The 19,724-nt window shown below is 60.9% G+C and carries 22 protein-coding genes; 9 read left to right on the top strand and 13 right to left on the bottom strand.

What is annotated here, in order from left to right:
• Positions 1–283: 283 nt before the first annotated feature.
• On the bottom strand, positions 284–1,948 hold the full coding sequence (locus ACTIE1_RS13930) for an acyl-CoA dehydrogenase family protein (RefSeq protein ID WP_439560798.1): 1,665 nt from the start codon (positions 1,946–1,948) through the stop codon (positions 284–286).
• A gap of 236 nt (positions 1,949–2,184) precedes the next feature.
• Between ACTIE1_RS13930 and ACTIE1_RS13925 the strand changes: the two genes are divergently transcribed.
• Entirely contained in the window at positions 2,185–2,958 is a 774-nt protein-coding gene (locus ACTIE1_RS13925; RefSeq protein WP_439560797.1) for a TSUP family transporter, read from the top strand.
• A 278-nt stretch (positions 2,959–3,236) separates the two neighbouring features.
• Positions 3,237–4,046 (top strand): exodeoxyribonuclease III, encoded by an 810-nt coding sequence (xth, locus tag ACTIE1_RS13920; RefSeq protein ID WP_439560796.1) that lies wholly within the window; start codon positions 3,237–3,239, stop codon positions 4,044–4,046.
• Between the two features lie 78 nt (positions 4,047–4,124).
• On the opposite strand, the gene ACTIE1_RS13915 is transcribed toward xth, so the two are convergent.
• On the bottom strand, positions 4,125–5,324 hold the full coding sequence (locus tag ACTIE1_RS13915) for a surface lipoprotein assembly modifier (RefSeq protein WP_439560795.1): 1,200 nt from the start codon (positions 5,322–5,324) through the stop codon (positions 4,125–4,127).
• Positions 5,325–5,590: 266 nt separating this feature from the next.
• On the opposite strand from ACTIE1_RS13915, the gene ACTIE1_RS13910 reads away from it, so the two are divergent.
• Positions 5,591–5,917, top strand: coding sequence for a PilZ domain-containing protein (locus ACTIE1_RS13910; RefSeq protein ID WP_439560794.1), 327 nt, complete (start codon positions 5,591–5,593; stop codon positions 5,915–5,917).
• A 273-nt stretch (positions 5,918–6,190) separates the two neighbouring features.
• Here the strand turns inward: ACTIE1_RS13910 and ACTIE1_RS13905 are convergent, their stop codons facing one another.
• A complete protein-coding gene (locus ACTIE1_RS13905; RefSeq protein ID WP_439560793.1) occupies positions 6,191–6,814 on the bottom strand; it encodes a hypothetical protein in 624 nt (207 codons plus the stop codon).
• Between the two features lie 237 nt (positions 6,815–7,051).
• On the opposite strand from ACTIE1_RS13905, the gene ACTIE1_RS13900 reads away from it, so the two are divergent.
• Complete coding sequence (locus ACTIE1_RS13900) at positions 7,052–7,942, top strand: tetratricopeptide repeat protein (protein ID WP_439563448.1); 891 nt, start codon at positions 7,052–7,054, stop codon at positions 7,940–7,942.
• Between the two features lie 69 nt (positions 7,943–8,011).
• Here the strand turns inward: ACTIE1_RS13900 and ACTIE1_RS13895 are convergent, their stop codons facing one another.
• The 9 genes from ACTIE1_RS13895 to ACTIE1_RS13855 all read right to left on the bottom strand — a co-directional run bounded on the left by ACTIE1_RS13895 (position 8,012) and on the right by ACTIE1_RS13855 (position 14,730).
• On the bottom strand, positions 8,012–8,791 hold the full coding sequence (locus tag ACTIE1_RS13895; RefSeq protein ID WP_439560791.1) for a succinate dehydrogenase iron-sulfur subunit: 780 nt from the start codon (positions 8,789–8,791) through the stop codon (positions 8,012–8,014).
• A gap of 10 nt (positions 8,792–8,801) precedes the next feature.
• Entirely contained in the window at positions 8,802–9,122 is a 321-nt protein-coding gene (locus ACTIE1_RS13890) for a hypothetical protein (RefSeq protein WP_439560790.1), read from the bottom strand.
• A gap of 49 nt (positions 9,123–9,171) precedes the next feature.
• On the bottom strand, positions 9,172–10,977 hold the full coding sequence (gene sdhA / locus ACTIE1_RS13885) for a succinate dehydrogenase flavoprotein subunit (RefSeq protein WP_439560789.1): 1,806 nt from the start codon (positions 10,975–10,977) through the stop codon (positions 9,172–9,174).
• 9 nt (positions 10,978–10,986) lie between these two features.
• Positions 10,987–11,367 (bottom strand): succinate dehydrogenase, hydrophobic membrane anchor protein, encoded by a 381-nt coding sequence (gene sdhD, locus ACTIE1_RS13880; protein WP_439560788.1) that lies wholly within the window; start codon positions 11,365–11,367, stop codon positions 10,987–10,989.
• Between the two features lie 13 nt (positions 11,368–11,380).
• Positions 11,381–11,764 (bottom strand): succinate dehydrogenase, cytochrome b556 subunit, encoded by a 384-nt coding sequence (gene sdhC / locus ACTIE1_RS13875; protein WP_439560787.1) that lies wholly within the window; start codon positions 11,762–11,764, stop codon positions 11,381–11,383.
• Positions 11,765–12,011: 247 nt separating this feature from the next.
• Positions 12,012–13,040, bottom strand: a complete 1,029-nt coding sequence (locus ACTIE1_RS13870; protein ID WP_439560786.1) for a MaoC family dehydratase — start codon at positions 13,038–13,040, stop codon at positions 12,012–12,014.
• Positions 13,041–13,096: 56 nt separating this feature from the next.
• Positions 13,097–13,300 (bottom strand): DUF1737 domain-containing protein, encoded by a 204-nt coding sequence (locus ACTIE1_RS13865; RefSeq protein ID WP_439560785.1) that lies wholly within the window; start codon positions 13,298–13,300, stop codon positions 13,097–13,099.
• A 3-nt stretch (positions 13,301–13,303) separates the two neighbouring features.
• Positions 13,304–13,858, bottom strand: a complete 555-nt coding sequence (locus tag ACTIE1_RS13860; protein WP_439560784.1) for an NnrU family protein — start codon at positions 13,856–13,858, stop codon at positions 13,304–13,306.
• Between the two features lie 5 nt (positions 13,859–13,863).
• The gene (locus ACTIE1_RS13855; protein WP_439560783.1) at positions 13,864–14,730 is read right to left on the bottom strand and encodes an HpcH/HpaI aldolase/citrate lyase family protein; all 867 of its coding nucleotides are present in this window, start codon (positions 14,728–14,730) and stop codon (positions 13,864–13,866) included.
• A 193-nt stretch (positions 14,731–14,923) separates the two neighbouring features.
• Here ACTIE1_RS13855 and ACTIE1_RS13850 point away from each other — a divergent pair, with 193 nt between their 5' ends.
• The 4 genes from ACTIE1_RS13850 (at position 14,924) to ACTIE1_RS13835 (ending at position 18,064) form a co-directional block, all read left to right on the top strand.
• Positions 14,924–15,238 (top strand): hypothetical protein, encoded by a 315-nt coding sequence (locus tag ACTIE1_RS13850; protein WP_439560782.1) that lies wholly within the window; start codon positions 14,924–14,926, stop codon positions 15,236–15,238.
• A gap of 65 nt (positions 15,239–15,303) precedes the next feature.
• A complete protein-coding gene (locus ACTIE1_RS13845; protein ID WP_439560781.1) occupies positions 15,304–16,188 on the top strand; it encodes a MurR/RpiR family transcriptional regulator in 885 nt (294 codons plus the stop codon).
• Positions 16,185–17,510, top strand: a complete 1,326-nt coding sequence (locus ACTIE1_RS13840; protein WP_439563447.1) for an aspartate aminotransferase family protein — start codon at positions 16,185–16,187, stop codon at positions 17,508–17,510. The genes ACTIE1_RS13845 and ACTIE1_RS13840 overlap by 4 nt, the downstream gene beginning before the upstream one ends.
• Positions 17,507–18,064 (top strand): carboxymuconolactone decarboxylase family protein, encoded by a 558-nt coding sequence (locus ACTIE1_RS13835; protein ID WP_439560779.1) that lies wholly within the window; start codon positions 17,507–17,509, stop codon positions 18,062–18,064. The genes ACTIE1_RS13840 and ACTIE1_RS13835 overlap by 4 nt, the downstream gene beginning before the upstream one ends.
• A 245-nt stretch (positions 18,065–18,309) precedes the next feature.
• On the opposite strand, the gene infC is transcribed toward ACTIE1_RS13835, so the two are convergent.
• Complete coding sequence (infC, locus tag ACTIE1_RS13830; protein WP_439561181.1) at positions 18,310–18,849, bottom strand: translation initiation factor IF-3; 540 nt, start codon at positions 18,847–18,849, stop codon at positions 18,310–18,312.
• A 193-nt stretch (positions 18,850–19,042) separates the two neighbouring features.
• On the opposite strand from infC, the gene ACTIE1_RS13825 reads away from it, so the two are divergent.
• Entirely contained in the window at positions 19,043–19,687 is a 645-nt protein-coding gene (locus ACTIE1_RS13825; RefSeq protein ID WP_439560778.1) for a hypothetical protein, read from the top strand.
• The last annotated feature ends 37 nt before the right edge of the window (positions 19,688–19,724 follow it).

The raw sequence follows: 19,724 nt of genomic DNA, 5'->3' as shown, positions 1-19,724 counted from the left end.
GGGCGCACGTGTCGGAGTACCTCGCTTGGCCGTCCCACGTGTGTCTGGGGGCGCCCGGCCGCCGGCCCACCGATGGCGCGGCGGCCTGCGGCCTTGATTCCGCGCCTTGGGGCAATACCCGAATGTCCCCTTCACGCCAGTCGCGCCACACCAATAAAAACGGGGCGCGCGCGGCTCCTCCCTCCGCGCGCGCCCATCCGGCCAGTTCTGCGTGGCTGGAACCTGCTTGGATCATGCACGTTCGAGAAGCTCAAAACCGGTTCCCACTTTTGCGCAACAAACCCTAGCCCAGCAGCCGCCGCGCGATAACCTGCGCCTGAATCTCACCGGCCCCTTCAAAGATATTCAGAATCCGCGCATCGCACAGAATGCGGCTGATCTGGTATTCCAGCGCAAACCCGTTGCCACCATGGATTTGCAACCCGTTATCGGCAGCCGCCCATGCCACGCGCGCGCCCAGCAATTTGGCCATGCCCGCTTCCAGATCGCAGCGGCGGTCTGCATCCTTTTCGCGGGCGCTGAAATATGTCAGCTGCCGCGCGACCATGATTTCCACGGCCATCATCGCCAGTTTGCTGGCCACACGCGGGAATTCGATCAGGGATTTGCCGAATTGCTTGCGGTCCTCGGCATATTGCATGGCCACTTCCAGCGCATTCTGGGCCACACCAATGGCGCGCGCCGCAGTCTGGATGCGCGCGGATTCGAAGGTCTGCATCAACTGCTTGAACCCTTGCCCTTCGACCCCGCCCAGTAGATTGTCACCCTTGACCTTGAATGCGTCGAAGGCCAGCTCGTATTCCTTCATGCCACGGTATCCCAGAACCTCGATCTCGCCGCCGGTCATGCCGGGGGTGGGAAAGGGGTGCGCATCCGTGCCCGGCTCCTTTTCGGCCAGAAACATCGACAGGCCGCGATAATCACTCGTGTCGGGAATACTGCGGGCCAGAACAGTCATGACATGGGTGCGCGCCGCATGGGTGATCCATGTCTTGTTGCCGGTAATTTCCCAATCATCGCCGGTTTTGACCGCGCGGGTGCGCAACGCGCCAAGGTCCGATCCGGTATTGGGTTCGGTGAAGACGGCGGTGGGCAGAATTTCCCCTGACGCCAGTTTCGGCAGCCAGTGTTCCTTCTGCGCATCCGTGCCGCCACAGAGGATAAGTTCGGCCGCGATTTCAGTGCGCGTGCCAAGGCTGCCAACCCCGATATAGCCGCGCGAAAGCTCCTCGGACACGACCACCATTGCGGCCTTCGGCATGCCAAGTCCGCCGAATTCTTCGGGAATCGTCAGGCCGAACACGCCCATTTCGGCCAGTTGGTCAATCACCGACATCGGGATCAACTCATCTTTCAGGTGCCATTCATGGGCATGGGGGGTGACCTGTTCTTCGGCATAGCGGCGGAACTGGTCGCGGATCATTTCCAGATCATCGTCCAGTCCGGTTGCGCCGAATGTCGCGCGGCCATGATTCTGGCGCATCAGCGCGACAAGCGCCATTCGGGCCGCATTGCTGTTGCCAGCCGCGCGCAATTCTGCGGCAGCGCCGCTGTCCAGATCGACGCTGACCCCCAGATCGGACAGGCGCGCCACCTCGCCTTGTGTCATGGCAATGCCACCGGCAATCTGGTTCAGGTATTCGCCAAACGCGATCTGGTGGATCAGGCGCTCCATCTCGCCAAACCCGCCCTCTGCGTGCAGGGTTTCGGCCCAACCCTGCATTTGCCGCAGGCTTTCGACATAGGTTGCCAGCCATGCCAGTGCATGCGCTGCATACTGGTCCTGCTCCAGCAGGGTGGCGTCCACCTTGCCTGCGGGGGCCACGCGCGCGCGCATGGCGTCCTTTGCCTGCTCCAACACGCTTTCGACAGGGATCAGGGCTGCTTTGCTAAGCGAGAGCAGGTCGTCAAGCAGGGCTGAGGGCATCATCTGTCCATCATGCGGCATGGGAAACTCCGGTCTGGTTCATTCTCTATTTTGCATATGCAGCATGACATAGAGACTTCAATCCTGCCGCGCAAGAAAAATTCAATTTGACGCGGTAATTCTTTATTATTCTGTCGCAGGGTTGCGCGCAGTGTGGGACTGGTTGCACCGCGTTGGTTCACATGTGAATAAGGGTGCAGGCGCCAGATATCCGGCATATCCTGCGCCCTGATTTGAGCAGCGAAGGAGAAGAGCAGATGCTGGAGCTTGTGCTGGCGGGTTTGCCCGTGTCCGCATTTCTGGCTGCGATTGTGATTTCCGTGTTCGCAGGTGTGGTCAAGGGCGCTTTGGGGTTCGCCATGCCGATGGTCATGATCTCTGGGTTCAGCTCTGTCATGCCGGTGGAACTGGCGCTTGCGGGATTGGCGCTGCCAACACTGGTTACGAATTTCAGCCAGGCTTTTCGGCAGGGCAGTGCTGCGGCATTCGCATCGGTCAGGGTTTACTGGCGCATGTTGACGGCCTTGGTGGTGTTGCTGTTGATCAGCGCGCAGATGCTGGTTTTCCTGCCACATACGGTGTTGCTGGCCATTCTGGGCGGCCCGATTGTGGCTTTTGCCGCGTTGCAGCTTATGAACATTCCCTTGCGTGTTCGCGTTGACCGGCGCAGGCGGGCGGAATGGATCAGCGGTGCGGTTGGCGGGCTGTATGGCGGGGTGTCCGGCGTGTGGGGTCCACCTGTGATGATGTATCTGATTTCCGTTGATACGGGCAAACGCGATATGGTGCGGGTGCTGGGGGTTGTGTTTCTGGTGGGCGCAATCGCGTTGATTGCGGGCCATAGCGCGTCGGGCGTTCTGAATGCGCAATCTGTATGGTTTTCTGCCGCGATGGTGGTGCCTGGAATGATTGGCCTGTGGCTGGGCTACTTCATTCAGGACCGCCTGAACGCGGACCGTTTCCGGCGCTGGACATTGATCATGCTTGTGGTCACCGGACTGAACCTGTTGCGGCAGGCTGCTGGGCTGTAATGCGTGATCTGGCCGGACCGGCATAAGGTTTTGTGGGGAGCTGGTCTGCGGGGGTGGGTGATATTTTGACCAAGCCCGCGCGATCGGTGGGCCGCGGGACGGCCCACCGATGGCGCGGCGGGCTGCGCCCTTGATTCCGCGCGCTTTGGGCTTTCCCAACAATTCCCTTCACGCCGAAATTGATACACCGCGCCGCCGATCACTGCTTTCGGCCTTGCCCCGGACCGGCGCGAACTGGCACAAGCAGGCAATCCCACTGCCCGCGAAAGGTCCGGTCCATGAAAATCGCCAGTTTCAACATCAATGGAATCAAGGCCCGCGCAGGTGCGCTGACGCGCTGGCTGGACGACGCGTCGCCCGACCTGCTGGTGATGCAGGAAATCAAATCCACCGATGAAACATTCCCGCGCGACCTGATCGAGGAGCGCGGCTATAATCTGCATACGCATGGGCAAAAAGGGTTCAACGGCGTGGCCGTTGCCAGCAAATTGCCGCTGGAGGATGTGACCTGCGGCCTGCCCGGTGATGATGACGATGTGCAGGCACGCTGGATCGAGGCTACCGTTACCGGCGACAGCCATGCGCTGCGGGTGTGCGGGCTGTATCTGCCCAATGGCAACCCCGTTGAACTGGACACGCAGGGCCAGCCGGTGGCCGGTGGCAAATACGCCTATAAACTGGCATGGATGGCCCGTATGGAGGCCCGCTTGCGCGATCTGCTGGCGCAGGAAATGCCGCTGGCCGTCATGGGCGATTACAACATCATCCCGCAGGCAGAAGATGCCGCGCGCCCCGACGCATGGGTGGATGACGCGCTGTTTCGCTTGCCATCGCGCATGGCATACCGGCGCATCATGCATCTGGGGTTCACCGATGCGTTCCGCGCCATCAATCAGGCACCGGGGCAATACACCTTCTGGGATTATCAGGCGGGCGCATGGTCGCGCAATGACGGTATTCGCATTGACCATATCCTGCTGAACGCCCATGCCGCAGATCTGCTGCGCGATTGCCGCATCGATACCGAGACACGCGCAGGCGAGAAACCGTCCGACCATGTGCCGATCTGGGCGGAACTGGCGGTCTAGGAATATCCGCCTTGATCAAGCGCGGACGCCTGTTTACCTGCGCCTGCCGCGGTCCAGCCGTTTTTCATTGCGCTGCTGTCAGAAATTGCGCGTTGCGCCAAGTGACGCGCGCATATTGCTGAAGGACCGTGACGGGATATTGCTGTCCTGACGCTCGACCCCCAGATGCAGCACCGGCGCAAACCCCCGTACAGTCAGTTCGCGGTGCATGATGGATGCCGTGACGCTGACATTCGTATCACGGGCAGGCGCGAATTGCGGCAAAAGCGGATTTGATGCCGCATATTGCGTCTGCAGGCCTGCCACAGCCAGACCGGTGGTCACGCCGCCGGAATGGGCGTATTGGCCCCCGACATTCACGCCTGCCTCTGTGCGGCTGTTGAAATCCATCGTGGCGTTCTGTCGCGCCAGCGACACGCCCCCGTCCAGCCGTATTTGCGGCGTCACAATATGGATGGCACTGGCCTGCACGCCGGTGCGCCACCCGTCCATCGCTTTCAGGGCGACTTGCGGATAACGCAGCTTGTCGGCGCTCACCCGCAGGGACATATGCGTGCGTGCGCCAAAACGGTGCTGGAATGTGGCATAGATCCCCACGCCTTCCATCACGCGGCCCGTATCGGCAAACCCCGCCTGAAGGGCAATACCGGCCCCGATCTGGCGCCCGTGATCGCCCAGTGTCAAAAGCCCCAGTTCACCACGCAAGCGCCATGTATTCCGTTGGCTTTCTTCAAAAACCTGTCCGTTCGCCATAACATGCACACGCCCGCGCAAATCCTGCCCCAGTCGCGGCAACCATGTCGCCCCAAGCCCCAGATCCAGACCCACCCCGCGCTTGACCGGCGCCAGCGGCACAGGAAGAAGCCCCCCGACCATGACATGGCTTTCGCCTGATGCGCGTGTGGGGTTCGTTTGCGGCACGATGGCAAAACTGGCATGCCCCTGCCATGTCTTGCGCCGGTCCATGGCGGTCAGATATTCCTGAATGGCCGCGATTTCGCCAAGGGACAGCTGCCCCGCCAGCGCGCTGTCAAAATGATATCGGGCGCGGTCATCCTGTTCGGTCAGGTACAGGGCACGCGCCAGTTCCAGCCGGAAACGCGTGACCTGCGGGGCCTGCGTCACAGTCTGTTCCAGATAGGGCAGGGCCGTGCGCGGCGCGCCTTCGCGCATATGCGACAACCCGACGATCCATGCGCGTTCAACTTCATCTTCCGGCGTGTCGATATCTGCCGCCAGCGCAATCGCGCGCGCAGCGGCAAAATCTTCCGCCAACATGGACCTGCCCGCCTGTTCCAATGTTGCGGCATGACCTGTGCAGGTCACACAAATTATTGCGCTGACAAGCGCCAATACCTTTACCGAAAAATTCATTTGACTGCTCAAATTGCGGCGACATTTGGCGCCATTTTTATATTTGCCCCTGATTCTCTCGTAAAACGGGACGCAAGTCAATCAAACTGCCTGACGTGAAAGCGGATTTAACACTTTCTCAAGCAGTTCAGGCGACACTGCACCCGTCCCACAGGTTGACAGGCACATGCATGCGTTACCGTACCCCCAGACAACGCCAGAATACCCCGATCGGGATTATCCGTGACGGTGTGCGGCTGACATCTCATCTGGTTGATGTGTCGGATGGGGGGGTTAAGCTGACGGGCAGCATTTCAACACATCCGGGTGAAGTGCTTCAATTGCATGCAAAAGGGGTCATCGTTCACGCCGAAGTGCGCTGGATCAAGGGCAACCAGATCGGGTTGCAATTCCTTGAAGGGAAGTCCGCTGCGGATAAATCGCGCTTCCTGTTGCGCCTGCTGCCGCAGAAGCAGCATGTCACGGCGGCACGGGTACACGGGTTTACGGAACTATAGCGGTGGTTGGCATGCCTTCGGGGGACAGATATGCGGGTGCAGAACGGCGGGTTGCTGGCGTGAAGCAGTCACCCAAGGCGCGGAATCAAGGCGCGCGTGCGCGCCGCCGCGCAGCGCCCGACCGCCCCCCGGGCGGGCGCTATTCACCGCTCAGCACCCTTGAACTGTCGCAATAAGCCGCAGCATAAACTGCCCGCCAAAATTGTGGGAGCGCCCCCCCGCGGTCGGGCACTTCGCGCCCCCCCCCGAACGTCCGCGACAGGCCACAAACGCCTATTGACGCAGCCCGATGCGCGCAGACAGCCGCAGCGCATGGGCTGGGTCATCGGCAACAGCTGGCAGCACCGGATCATAGGCCGCACGAATGATATCTGCGATTTCGGGGCGCAGGATGGTCTGGTCGTCATGAACAGCCAGTGCCGACATGTCTGTGAAGGCACGATCGGACCACAGCAATATGACCTGCACAGCCTGTGACAGCGCCAGAACATCAGCGGGCACATCCGACAAGGCATCATCCATCTGAACAAAGACGAAGGCCGCGCGTATCGCGTTCTGCGCATCAAAACGGAACACGCGATACTGGTTCGCACCCGCCGCTTGCAACCGTGTGACCAGCGGCCCCAACCCGTCTACAAGCCGGTCCAGATTGGGCACCTCCAGCAATTCCGACCAGTCCCGAAAGACAAAGACCATCAGGTTTGCCCCCAGTTCAGGGTCGGTTTCCGCCATTTTGTGACCGGCCAGCGTGACCACTGCTTCAATCGCGCCCTTTATGGTGGCAAGTGTCGCATCATCCACCCCGAAGATGACCGGCACGATGGGGCGGCCCCAGCGCGCGCACAGAAAACTGCCATCGGAACGGGTGAAAAGCGGCGCAATCTGGTCTGGTGTCATGGGGCCTCCTGATCTTGGGTTAGGCATAAAGGTCGGGGGCCATTGGCGCAACCTGTCGCAGCTGTGTCACAAAGGCGTGACAGAACCCCAACCCCGCAGTATAGAAGGAAAAATCCAGAGTGCGTTGTTCAAAACCGGTTGGCTGTTTTGTGCAATCCGTACCGACAAAAGACAAGGGTGGGCTGTGCCAATGCAGATAAGTGCGACCTGCTTCGGACAATCGCGGGGTGTCAAAGCGTGATACGAAACCTGTGTGTGTCGCTGGCATTGTTGACCCTTCCGGCAAGCGCCATGGCGCAGCTGGGGGTCGAGGATGCGCTGGAATACCTGAACCGCGCAGAGAGTGAGCGCGCGGTCAGTATCCTGCAACCGCTGGCCGCACGCGGCGATGTGCTGGCGCAGTATAATCTGGGCGTTCTGGCCTTGGGGGCGCAGGCCGGCATGAGTGCGGATGACGCCGATCTGTGGTTGGGCAAGGCGGCGCAATCGGGATACCTGCCGGCCCAGACCGCGCTGGCGGATCTGATGGTTGACCGCCATGACTGGACGCAGGCCGCGCATTGGTATCTGCAGGCCGCGCAGGCGGGGGATATTACCGCACAATTCATGTCCGGCCTGATCCTTGATCAGGGGCTGGCAGGCGCGCCGGACCCGCAGGCCGCCGCGCAATGGTATGAACTGGCCGCGCAGCAAGGCCACAAGCAGGCGCAATTCGCGCTTGGCAGTTTGCTGACAGAGCAGTGCCAGCCGGAACAGGCCGCGCCGTGGTTTGAACATGCGGCCTTGCAAGGGCATGTTGCCGCGCAGTTTGAACTGGCGCGTGCCTTGGCAACAGGGCAGGGAATGGCACAGGATGCGGGCGCGGCGCGTGGCTGGTACTTGCGTGCCGCGCATGCGGGGTCCGGCCCTGCAATGCATAATCTGGCCCTGATGCAGGCGCGCGGGCAGGGGGGGCGCAGCAGCTACCGGCTGGCACTGGCATGGGCGCTGAATGCACAAGGCGCGGGCCATGACAGCGCGCAGGATTTGATTGCGGCATTGCGTGATGTCATGCCGCCCGAGGCACAAGCAGACGCCGAGGCGCTGGCGCAATCCTGCCTTGCGGCGCTGTCGGACGACTGCAACTGATACCCCCGCAATAAAAAGGCCGGTGCAGATGCAGCCGGCCTTTTTTGCAGGGTTGTTTGCGCCGCGTGCTTAATGCGTGCGCGCAATCATCATTTTCTTGACCTCGGCAATGGCCTTGGCCGGGTTCAGACCCTTGGGGCAGGTCTTGGCGCAGTTCATGATCGTGTGGCACCGATACAGCTTGAACGGGTCATGCAGGTCATCCAGACGCTCGCCCGTGGCCTCATCGCGGGAATCGATCAGCCAGCGATAGGCATGCAGCAGGGCGGCTGGCCCAAGGTAGCGGTCGCCATTCCACCAATAGCTGGGGCAAGAGGTAGAGCAGCACGCGCACATCACGCATTCATAAAGCCCGTCAAGTTTCTCGCGGTCTTCAATCGACTGTTTCCATTCCTTGGCGGGCGTGTTCGATTTGGTTTCCAGCCATGGTTTGATGGATGCGTGCTGCGCATAGAAATGCGTCAGGTCGGGCACCAGATCCTTGACCACCGGCATATGCGGCAGCGGGTAGATCTTCACATCGCCCTTCACCTCGTCCATGCCGAAGATACAGGCCAGCCGGTTGCCGCCATCGATATTCATGGCGCATGACCCGCAAATCCCCTCGCGGCAGGACCGCCGGAAGGTCAGCGTGGGGTCGATCTCGCTTTTGATCTTGATCAGCGCGTCAAGCACCATGGGACCGCAGCTGTCCATATCGACAAAATAGGTGTCCACCCGCGGGTTTTCACCGTCATCAGGGTTCCAGCGATAGATCTGGAACTTGCGCAGGTTTGTTGCGCCTTCGGGTTTCGGCCAGGTCTTGCCGATGCGCATCTGGCTGTTCTTGGGCAGGGTCAGTTGGACCATGGGTGCCTCCTTAAAGCAGGAACGGGGCAAGCCCGTCTGTGGCTAGACATCTAATCGTTTCGGGGCGCGTGGCAATCTCGACCACCAGCGCATTTGTTTGCGGGCTGATGGTGGGTTGCCCCGCAGCCAGCGCAAGGCGCGTCAATTCGCTTGCGCTGGCATTGTTGATCACGCAGTCGCTGGCAGGTTCCAACGGCACGCCGGGAAAGTTGTCTGCCAGCGCAGGGCGCACGACACTGCGTGCCGCATCGCGCGCCAGTTGGTCTTGCATATCGGCACAGGCCGACAGGGCCAGAAGCGCGGCACAGGCAAGGCCTGTTTGCACTCTCATAGCAGTCCGAAGCTGTTTCCTGATGAAAGCCATCCGCGCCCGCGCCCCGTCAGAACTTGCGCTCGGCAGGGGCGATCTTCTTCAGGGAAATGCCGCCATCGGCCTCTGGTGTCAGGGGATCGGTGTGAACGGGGCGGTAATCCAGCCGCACTGACGTGTTGTCGACCCAAGCCAGCGTATGCTTGCGCCATGTTGCGTCATCGCGGTCGGGATAATCCTCATGCGCATGTGCGCCGCGCGATTCCTTGCGCGCCTCGGCGCCCACAATCGTGGTCAGCGCACAGGGCATCAGGTTGTCCAGTTCCAGCGTTTCCATCAGGTCGGTGTTCCAGATCAGGCTGCGGTCGGTCACCTTCAGGTCCGCCATCTTGCCCGCCACGTCCTGCATCTTGCGGCACCCTTCGGCCAGCGTCTTGTCGGTGCGGAACACTGCCGCATCCGACTGCATGGCCTTTTGCATTTCAAGCCGCAAATCGGCTGTCGGCACCGCGCCATCCAGATTGCGGAACCTGTCGAACCGCTCCAGCGCCTTGTCCACGCTGGCCTTGTTCAGCTTGGGGTTGGGCGCTTTGGGGTCCACAACCTGACCGGCGCGAATGGCCGCCGCACGTCCGAACACCACAAGATCGATCAGAGAGTTTGACCCAAGCCGGTTGGCCCCGTGCACACTGGCGCAAGCCGCTTCGCCCACAGCCATCAGGCCGGGGGCCACGCGGTCGGGGTTGTCAGAATCGGCATTCAGCACCTCGCCCCAGTAATTGGTGGGGATACCGCCCATATTGTAATGCACTGTCGGCAGCACAGGAATGGGTTCCTTGTTCACGTCAACCCCCGCAAACACCCGCGCGGATTCGGAAATACCGGGCAGGCGCAGTTTCAGCGTTTCGGGCGGCAGGTGGTTCAGGTGCAGGTGGATATGGTCCTTGTTCGGCCCCACACCGCGCCCTTCGCGGATTTCCATTGTCATGCAGCGGCTGACATAGTCGCGCGGGGCCAGATCCTTGTAATGGGGGGCATAGCGTTCCATGAACCGCTCGCCCTCGGAATTGGTCAGGTAGCCGCCTTCGCCGCGTGCGCCCTCGGTAATCAGGCAGCCTGCGCCATAAATGCCGGTCGGGTGGAATTGCACGAATTCCATATCCTGCAACGGCAGGCCCGCGCGTGCCACCATCCCGTTGCCGTCGCCAGTGCAGGTATGGGCCGATGTCGCGCTGAAATAGGCGCGCCCGTAACCGCCCGTGGCCAGAACCACCATCTTGGCGCTGAACAGGTGCAGCGTGCCGTCATCCAGTTTCCACGCCAGCACGCCCTGACACACCCCGTCTTCGGACATGATCAGGTCTGTGGCAAAATACTCGATAAAGAATTCGGCCTTTTGCTTGACCGACTGGCCATAAAGCGTGTGCAGCATGGCATGGCCGGTGCGGTCGGCGGCGGCGCAGGTGCGCTGCACGGGCGGCCCTTCGCCGAATTCGGTTGTGTGCCCGCCGAAGGGGCGCTGGTAGATCTTGCCCTCTTCGGTGCGCGAAAACGGCACGCCGTAATGTTCCAGCTCATACACCGCCTTGGGGGCTTCGCGCGCCAGATACTCCATCGCATCCGTGTCGCCCAGCCAGTCCGACCCTTTGACAGTGTCATACATGTGCCATTGCCAATGGTCCGGACCCATATTCGACAGGCTTGCGGCAATGCCGCCCTGCGCCGCCACTGTGTGGCTGCGGGTCGGGAAAACCTTGGTGACACAGGCGGTTTTCAACCCCTGTTCGGCCATGCCCAGTGTCGCGCGCAATCCCGCGCCACCGGCGCCCACCACGACCACATCATAGGTATGCTCTTCGATCTTGTATGCAGACATGTCTTTCCCTCAGGCGCTGAACAGGACGGATGCAACCGACAGGACACCGGCAACGCCGAACGCCCAGCACAGCAATGTATTGGCCAGCAGCGCGACTGTGCGCGCGGCCTTGTTTGGCACATAGTCTTCCAGCACTGTTTGCAACCCCTGTTGCAGATGCGCGAAAACCGCGATGATGAACAACACCGCAACCAAAGCGTGCCACAGGTTGGAATAGGTGGCGATGAATGCGTCATGCCCCGATCCCAAGGCGCGGCCAAACGGCACGATAAACAGCAATGTCAGCGGGATCAGCGCGATTGACGTGACGCGTTGCGACCACCAGTGATGCGCGCCTTCGCCTGCGGAACCGGACCCGTGTACGCGGGCATAATCTGTTTTGAACCCCATGTTGCGCGCCCCCTCAGATGATGATGATTGTCAGCAGCGTCAGAATGACGGTGCCTGCAAAAACGACGTAGGTCGTCTTCTCGACGATTTCGACATCCATCATGCGCCCTGTGTCCCAGATCAGGTGCCGGATGGAATTCAGCATGTGATACCACAGCGCCGCCAGCGATCCGATCAGCACCAGATGGCCCAGAATGGATGTCAGCAACCCGTCCACAAAATCGAAATACCCCGCCCCGAAGGCGCCTGCGGCAAACCACCAGATGATCAGCATTGCGGCCAGTGTCATGCCAACCCCGGTAATCCGGTTCAGGATCGAGGAGATTGCAGCCAGCGGCAGGCGGTAGATTTGCAAATGCGGGGAAAGCGGGCGGTTGCCCCTGTTCACGTCGGCCATGGATGGCTCCCTTCTCTCTGGCAGGGCTGCACGCGCAGCCTGGCTCTAGTGCCTAAGCTCTCGGTCTTTCAATAGCGGTTTTTACGCAAATGTCACGCGCCCAGGCGCGTTCCGGCCCATAAAAACAGCAAGGTTTGCAATAAAATTGCGGGGAAAATCCAGTATGTGATCACAGTTCTGCAAAACGTGATCACATAAAGCCGGTTTTGTGATCACCAATCGGCAACCCGCCCGACTCGGCTGTTGCCTAGCGCGGAACAAAGACCCAGTAATCCAGATCAAGCAACACATCAGGGTGGTATTTGCCCTCATCCGTCCGCAAGATACCCGCGTCCCCCTTGGTGGCCACAAGCCGCAACCGCAGCGCGCCGACACCGGGGGCAGGTGTTTCCGCGCGGTCCAGAACCTCGGACCATGCGCGCACGGTGTCGCCTGCAAAACAGGGGTTTGCATGGGCGCCCGCATTGATCGCCGCAATCATCTGGGCATTGGCCAGCCCGTTGAAGGACAGCGCCCGCGCCAGTGATATCACATGCCCGCCATAGATCAGCCGCTTGCCATCGGGGCGGAAGGTGGCGTCAAAATGCACCTTGGCGGTGTTCTGCCACAGGCGCGTGGCCAGCATATGCTCGGCCTCTTCAATGGTGACGCCGTCTACATGGTCAATCCGCTCGCCCACGGCATAATCGCCCCAGCGATGTGCCTCGCCCGCAGCGGTGAAGTCATAGCGGGTGAAATCCAGCCCATCGGGCACAACCAGATCCTGCGGGTCAACCACCTGCGGCAAGTCCGGCACCACCGTGTCGGGGGCAGGGGCGTCCGCATCACGCTTGCGCACCATGACCCAGCGCACATAATCCAGCACCACCTCATTGCGCTGGTTGCGCCCGCGCGTGCGCACATAAACGACGCCGGATGTGCCGTTTGAATTCTGCTTCAGCCCGATGATCTCTGAGGCGCTTTGCAACGTGTCACCAGGATAGACAGGGCGCAGGAAGCGCCCCGCCGCATAGCCCAGATTTGCCACTGCATTCAGACTTATATCAGGCACCGATTTGCCGAACACAATGTGAAACGCAACCAGATCATCCACAGGGCTGGCGGGAAGGCCACAGGCGCGGGCAAATTCATCGGATGAATACAGCGCGCCGCGTGCCGGATATAGCGCATGATACAGCGCGCGTTCCCCCGCGCCCACACTGCGCGGCACGGCATGGTCTATGACCTGCCCGATCCGGTAATCCTCAAAAAAACGCCCTGCGCTGGTCTTGCTCATCCTGCCCTCTTCATCTTGCTAAAAATACTCATCTTCCCGCCGCAGGGTCTGTCACATCACAGGCTGCCCAACCGCACTTCCGGGTCATACGCGCCGTCCACATCCTTGATGACGGCCTGTGCGCAGCGCATGGTCCCCGTGGCCGGATCATGTGCATAGGCGGGCGATCCATATAACTCCCACCCCTTGGACAGGGCTTCTGTGACCTTGTGGCAAAAGGCAGATGTGTCTTCTGCGGTCAGTAATCTGTAGGCGCGCATGGGTTATCCTCCGAAGGGCCAGGGGCCAAGCCAGCCATGAATCTGGCCCACCACCAGCATTGCAAACAGCGCGCCGACAACCGCCACGCCTTCTTTCCACATTGCGGCTTCAGGCGGGCGTGTCCAGTCGCGGTTTGCGCGGTTGATCAAGATAACCGACACCACCGCCCATGCCAGCAAACCGCCGAACAGGATAACCCCCTGAAGGGTGCCCACCACCAGCAAATGTGCCAGCGCCCATGCCTTGAACCCCGACAATTGCGGGTGGCGGATGCGCTGATGCAGGCCGGTTTTCAGCCCCGAGACGGCGAACAGATAGAAGCCCAGAAACACCAGCAGGTTGTTCACATGCGTCATCCATGGCGGTGACACCCACAGCCAGACAGGGTCTGCCATGCGGTAGCCGATGGTCATCACCACGATCGAGGCCAGCAAGGCCACCGCAACCAACCCCTTACCCCTGTCGCCCAATCCGGCGCGTTTTTCAGGTGCCAGTCGTTTGAACTGATGCGCGCCTGCCCAAAGGGCAACGCCAAGGATCAGAAGGGGGGTTCCCATAATGGCTACTCCGTGAAGGATGCGATGGCGTCTGCCTTCGCAAGGATTTGCTGTGCGGTCACAATATGCAGATTCTCGACGATCTTTCCATCCACGACCGCCACGCCTTCGCCTTTTGCTGTGGCCGCGTCGAAGGCGGCAATCTGGCGGCGGGCAAGGTCAATTTCTGCGTCAGAGGGGGCAAAGACCTGATTGGCGATCTCCAGTTGCGCGGGGTGAATCAGCGTTTTGCCGTCAAAACCCATGTCGCGGCCCTGCTGGCATTCCGCGCGCAGCCCGTCATCATCCTTGAAGGCATTGTAAACCCCGTCCACTGCCACAATGCCTGCGGCCTTGGCGGCCATCAGCGGCAGTTGCAGCGCCGACAGCAACGGCAGGCGGTCCGCGCGGAACCGGCAGCCCATATCCTTGGCCAGATCGTTCGTGCCCATGATGAACCCTGCCATGCGCGGCGCCTGCGCGATTTCCAGCGCGTTCAGCACCCCAAGCGGGGATTCTATCATCGCCCAGATGCGGGTGTCTGCGGTTTCGCTGCGGGCCTCCAGCAGGCGGGAGAGGTGGGCGACATGTGCGGCGCTGTCCACTTTGGGCAGCAGGATTGCTTCGGGTTTTGCCGTGGCAATCATATCCAGATCATCCGCGCCCCAGGGTGTGGACAGCGCGTTGATGCGCACCAGCTTCGCGCGCCTGCCATAGTCCAGCGTGCCCAGTTTTTCGGCCAGCAGCTTGCGGGCATTCGGTTTTTCATCAATCGCAACCGCATCTTCCAGATCAAAGATAATTGCATCAGTGGCAAGGCCGGTGGCTTTTTCCAGCGCCCGCTCCTTGGAGCCGGGAATATACAGAACCGATCGAAAGGGGCGCGTGTCCATGAGTCTCTCCTCGTAATAATATTGCGTGCAAAACACCAGTTTCGGTTACATTTGGCAAGCCCTGTTTTGCTGCATCGCGGCAAAACTGCCGGTTTGCACGGCGCGGCGCTGCGTTCGGTGCCTTTACCGCGTTTTGGCAGGTTTTGTGGCAGGCTTGTGCTTTGACCCAATCCCCCTGCAAAAGGACTGATCCATGCGACTGAAACCTGTCTGCCTTGCCTTCGCCCTTGCCTTGTTGGCCGTGCCGGCTCACGCACAAGGACTGTCCTGTGGCGCGCGCGCGGATGTTCTGGAACTGCTGTCCGCTGCTGCGCAATCGCGCCGCGCCATCGGTCTGGCGGGGCGTGCCGTGATGGAGCTATTCGCAGCGACCGGCAGCACAGACTGGACCATTGCCGTCACATTGCCTGACGGGCGTATGTGTGTGCTGGCGCAAGGCACCGCCTTCGATGCAGGCCATGACATGTTCCCCGCCTCTGGCACGCCGCTATCGTTCAGGCGCGAATGAAACACATGTTTCATAACTGGAAATGAATGTTGCTTGCGTGATTCAAACGTGGTATCTGTGCTGGCATGATGCAACGAATTCAGTCCCGCATAGCAGCCCGTCTGCCCGAATTGCCTGGCCAGTTGCGCCAGGCCGCGCAATGGATTGTCGACAACCCGCGCGATGTGGCGCTGCTGTCCATGCGCGAACAGGCGCGACGCGCAGGCGTGCAGCCTGCATCCATGACACGGCTGGCGCAGGCGCTGGGGTATGACGGCTTTGACGCCTTGCGCGCCCAGCATGCCGATATTCTGCGCGACATGGTGCAGGGGCTAAGCGGGCAGGCGCAAAAACGCCTGAAGGTTGATGCAGACAGCGTGTCCGGCGCTGCCGATGCGATGATTTCGCATGCGTCTGCACAAATTGCGGGGCTGGCCAATCATGATGTGGCAGGTGCCCTTGATCGTGCCGCGCATCGTTTGTCAAAATCCGCGCGCATATTCTGCCTTGGGCAGCGTTCCAGCCACGCAGTGGCGTGGCATTTCTACTATGCGCTGTCGCTGGTCAGTGACCGCGCCATCTTGCTGGATATGGCGGGCGGCACAGGGTTTGACCCGTTGCTGCGTGCAGGCGCTGATGATGCGCTGTTTGTGTGCTGCGTGCAGCCCTATACCCGCGCGGTCGTGGATGCCACGGAACAGGCCCGCCAGCGTGGCCTGCACATTGTCGCGGTGACCGACAGCCCGTTTTCGCCACTGGTCGGCGCGGATGACACCGCGCTGATCGTGCCCACAGCCAGCGCATCCTATCTGCATGCGATGACACCGGCATTCCTGATGGCCGATGTGCTGGCAGCGCTGGTGGCGCGTGCCGATGATCCCGAAACGCTGGCGCGGCTGGACGGGCTGGACCGCCAGCTGGCCACGCTGAACACGTTCTTTCAGTTCCCTGATGACAAGGCAGACCCATGACACGTTTGTTGCACCGTTCCATCCATACCCCCCCGCGCAAGGCCGTGTCCGCAGCGGGCATCCATTTTACCGATGCGGCGGGCAAGCAGTATATCGATGCATCGGGCGGGGCGGCTGTGTCCTGTCTGGGCCATGCGCATCCCGATGTGCTGGCGGCGTTGCATGCGCAGCTTGACCGGCTTGCCTATGCGCATACGGGGTTTTTCACCTCTGATGTGGCCGAAGAACTGGCAGACACGCTGATTGCCAGCGCGCCTGATGGGTTAAGCCATGTCTATCTTGTGTCCGGCGGGTCCGAAGCGGTCGAGGCCGCGTTGAAAATGGCGCGGCAGTATTTCACTGAAACCGGCCAGCCGCAGCGCCGCCACATCATTGCGCGCCGTCAAAGCTATCATGGCAACACGCTGGGCGCGCTGGCGGCAGGCGGGAATGAATGGCGCCGCGCGCAGTTCAAGCCGCTGCTGATGCAGGCGCATCATATAGCGCCGTGTTTCGCTTACCGCGAACAGCATGCGGGCGAAACAGATGCCGAGTATGCCTTGCGCGCAGCGGGCGAGCTGGAAGCGAAGATTCTGGAACTTGGCCCTGATACTGTTGCGGCATTCGTGGCCGAACCTGTGGTCGGTGCCACAGCAGGTGCCGTGCCGGCTGTGGGCGATTATTTCAAACATATCCGTGCGATTTGTGATCGTTACGGGGTGTTGTTAATCCTTGACGAAGTGATGTGCGGCATGGGGCGCACGGGCAGCCTGTATGCGTGCGAACATGACGGCATTGCGCCGGACCTGCTGACCATCGCCAAGGGGCTTGGCGGGGGGTATCAGCCCATCGGGGCCACATTGCTAAGCCAGAAAATCTATGACGCATTTGCAAACGGGTCGGGGTTCTTCCAGCATGGCCACACCTATATGGGCCACCCGATGGCAGCGGCTGCCGGACTGGCCGTGCAGCAAGTGATTGCGCGGGACAACCTGCTGGCCAATGTCCGCGACATGGGCGCGGTGTTGCGCGACAACCTGCAGCAGGCCTTCGGGCAGCACCCGCATATTGGTGATATTCGCGGGCGCGGGCTGTTTCAGGCGATCGAACTTGTGGCCGACCGCGAAACGAAGGCCCCGTTCGATCCCGCGCGCAAGATCCACGCCCATATCAAGCGCGAGGCGATGGAGCGCGGGCTTATGGTCTATCCCATGGGCGGGACGATTGACGGGGTGCAGGGCGATCATGTGCTTCTTGCCCCGCCCTTCATTGTGACCAAAGACGACCTTGCACAGGTGACACAGCGCCTGTCCGATGCGGTCAAGGCGGCGCTGGCGGCATGAGCGTGCCCGATTTCGCGCCCCTGTCCGACACGGACTGGCCCCAAGCGCTGCACGATATGCGCGCGGGCTTTGCCGGACAGTTGAATGTTTACCGCATCATGGCCCACCATCCGGCGCTGTTGCGGGCATGGACGGATTTGCGCACCCATATCGTGCAGCACACATCCCTTGGCCCGCAACGGGCCGAGGTGGTGATTCTGCGGCTCGCGCATCGTGTGGGCTGCGCCTATGAATGGAACCAGCATGTCGTGCGCGGGCTGGCCGCAGGGCTGGACAAGGGCCGTATCAACGCGCTGCGCGGTGCGCCGGACCAGATGCAGCCGGAAGATGCGCTGCTTGCGGGCGCTGTTGACGCGCTTTTGGACAACAAGCGCCTTGATCCCGCGCAACTGGCTGATGTGGTGGCGCTGGTGGGGAAACAGGGGGTGCTGGACCTGATGGCAACCACAGGCATGTATCTGACGCTTGGGTTCATGCTGAACACCGCGCCCCCCGCGCTGGAACCTGCAATCGCGCAGAAACTGGCGCGGCAGGCCTCGGAACTTGCGGTGTGATCTGCTGCAATGTGTGTGTTGTTGAACACGCGCAGGCGTCGTTCAGTCGTTGGCCTGAAGCTGCCCTTCGCACTTGGATAAAGCCCGCGCCATTGGCGGGACGGCCCGCCGATGGTGTGGGCCACCTGCGGCCTTGATTCCGCACCTTGGGGCAATACCCAATGACCGCAACAGGCCAGACCCACCCGCAATAAAAAGCCCGCCACAAAATGCAGCGGGCCGTTATGTCGCGTGGTCTAAGTCCGTCAGCGCGGAGAGATCATCATGATCATCTGCCGCCCTTCCATCTTGGGCATGCTTTCGACCTTGCCAATCTCCTCGATGTCGCCAGCGACACGGTGCAGCAATTCGGACCCGATATTCTGGTGTGCCATCTCGCGTCCGCGAAAGCGCAGCGTGACCTTCACCTTGTCGCCAGCTTCCAGAAAGCGGACGACATTGCGCATTTTGACGTCATAGTCATGCGTGTCGGTGTTGGGACGGAATTTGACTTCCTTGATCTCGATGATGTGCTGCTTCTTGCGCGCTTCGGCTTCGCGCTTTTGCAATTCGTATTTGTATTTGCCGAAATCCATGATCTTGCAGACCGGCGGGGTCGCGTTGGGCGAGATCTCGACAAGATCCAGGCCCACCTCTTCGGCCAGCATTATCGCCTGAGAGGGTTTTACAACCCCCAGATTTTCACCTTCGGCCCCGATAAGGCGGATTTCCGGCGCACGGATGCGGTCGTTTACACGCGGGCCAGTGTCGCGTTGCGGCGGGGCATTATGCGGTCTGCGGGCTATGGTAAGATTCCTTCTCGCGTTTCAATGATGGCGCAGGATAAAGGCGCGGGGGCTGTGATTCAAGCGCGAAGATTCAATCTTGCTGGGCAGTAACACGCTTGTTTCGAAAGGGGTGCATATCTGACCTTTGCAAGTGCAGAAAACTCTGCGATAACCTTTCGCCAGATTGATATCATGGTAAAGGATGCCACATATGAACAAAACAATGTTGATCATTATTGCCGCCGCTGCGGTTGCTGTGGCTATTTGGTTGGGCGTGCAGTCGCGCGACACCCCCGAGCCGGTTCCCGCACCAGAGCCAGAGGTGACGATCGAGGACCCGATTGAGGAGCCGGTCGAAGACCCGATCGTCGAAGAAGAGCCCGCGATCGAGGAAGAGCCGGTTCTTGAGGAAGAAGCCGCAATCGAGGAAGAGCCGAGCGTCGAGGAATTGCTTGACGATGTCGCCGATGAAGCGGCCGAAACCGTTGATCAGGCCGTTGAGGGCGAAGTCGCTGCTGAATCGCAAAGCGTCGAGGATGCGGTCGAGGAAATCATCGGCCAGAATGGCACAGAGGCAGGCACCGATCCCGCAACAGTAGATGCCGCTGTCGAGGACGCGGCTGAGGACCTGTCGCCGGATGCTGCAGAAACCACCGCTGACGCCATCGAGGAAGCAGTCGAGACGCAGGAACTGGGCCTTGACCTGTCGCTTGACGCGATCCGCGCGCGCATTGAGGCAGCCGGACTGGGTATGGCTGAACGCGCGACAATCGAAAGCCTGCTGCAAGCGGCCGGTGACAACCCCGAACTGCTGGAACAGGTTGCGGAACGTCTGCGTGAACTGACCGGCAACTGATCGGGCCAGCACATATTATCAGAAAAGCCCGGATGCG

This window comes from Roseinatronobacter sp. (assembly GCF_051859525.1).
Classification (GTDB): domain Bacteria; phylum Pseudomonadota; class Alphaproteobacteria; order Rhodobacterales; family Rhodobacteraceae; genus Roseinatronobacter.
Note: the sequence above shows the minus strand (reverse complement) of the source record. Positions and strands in the feature narration are given on the sequence as shown.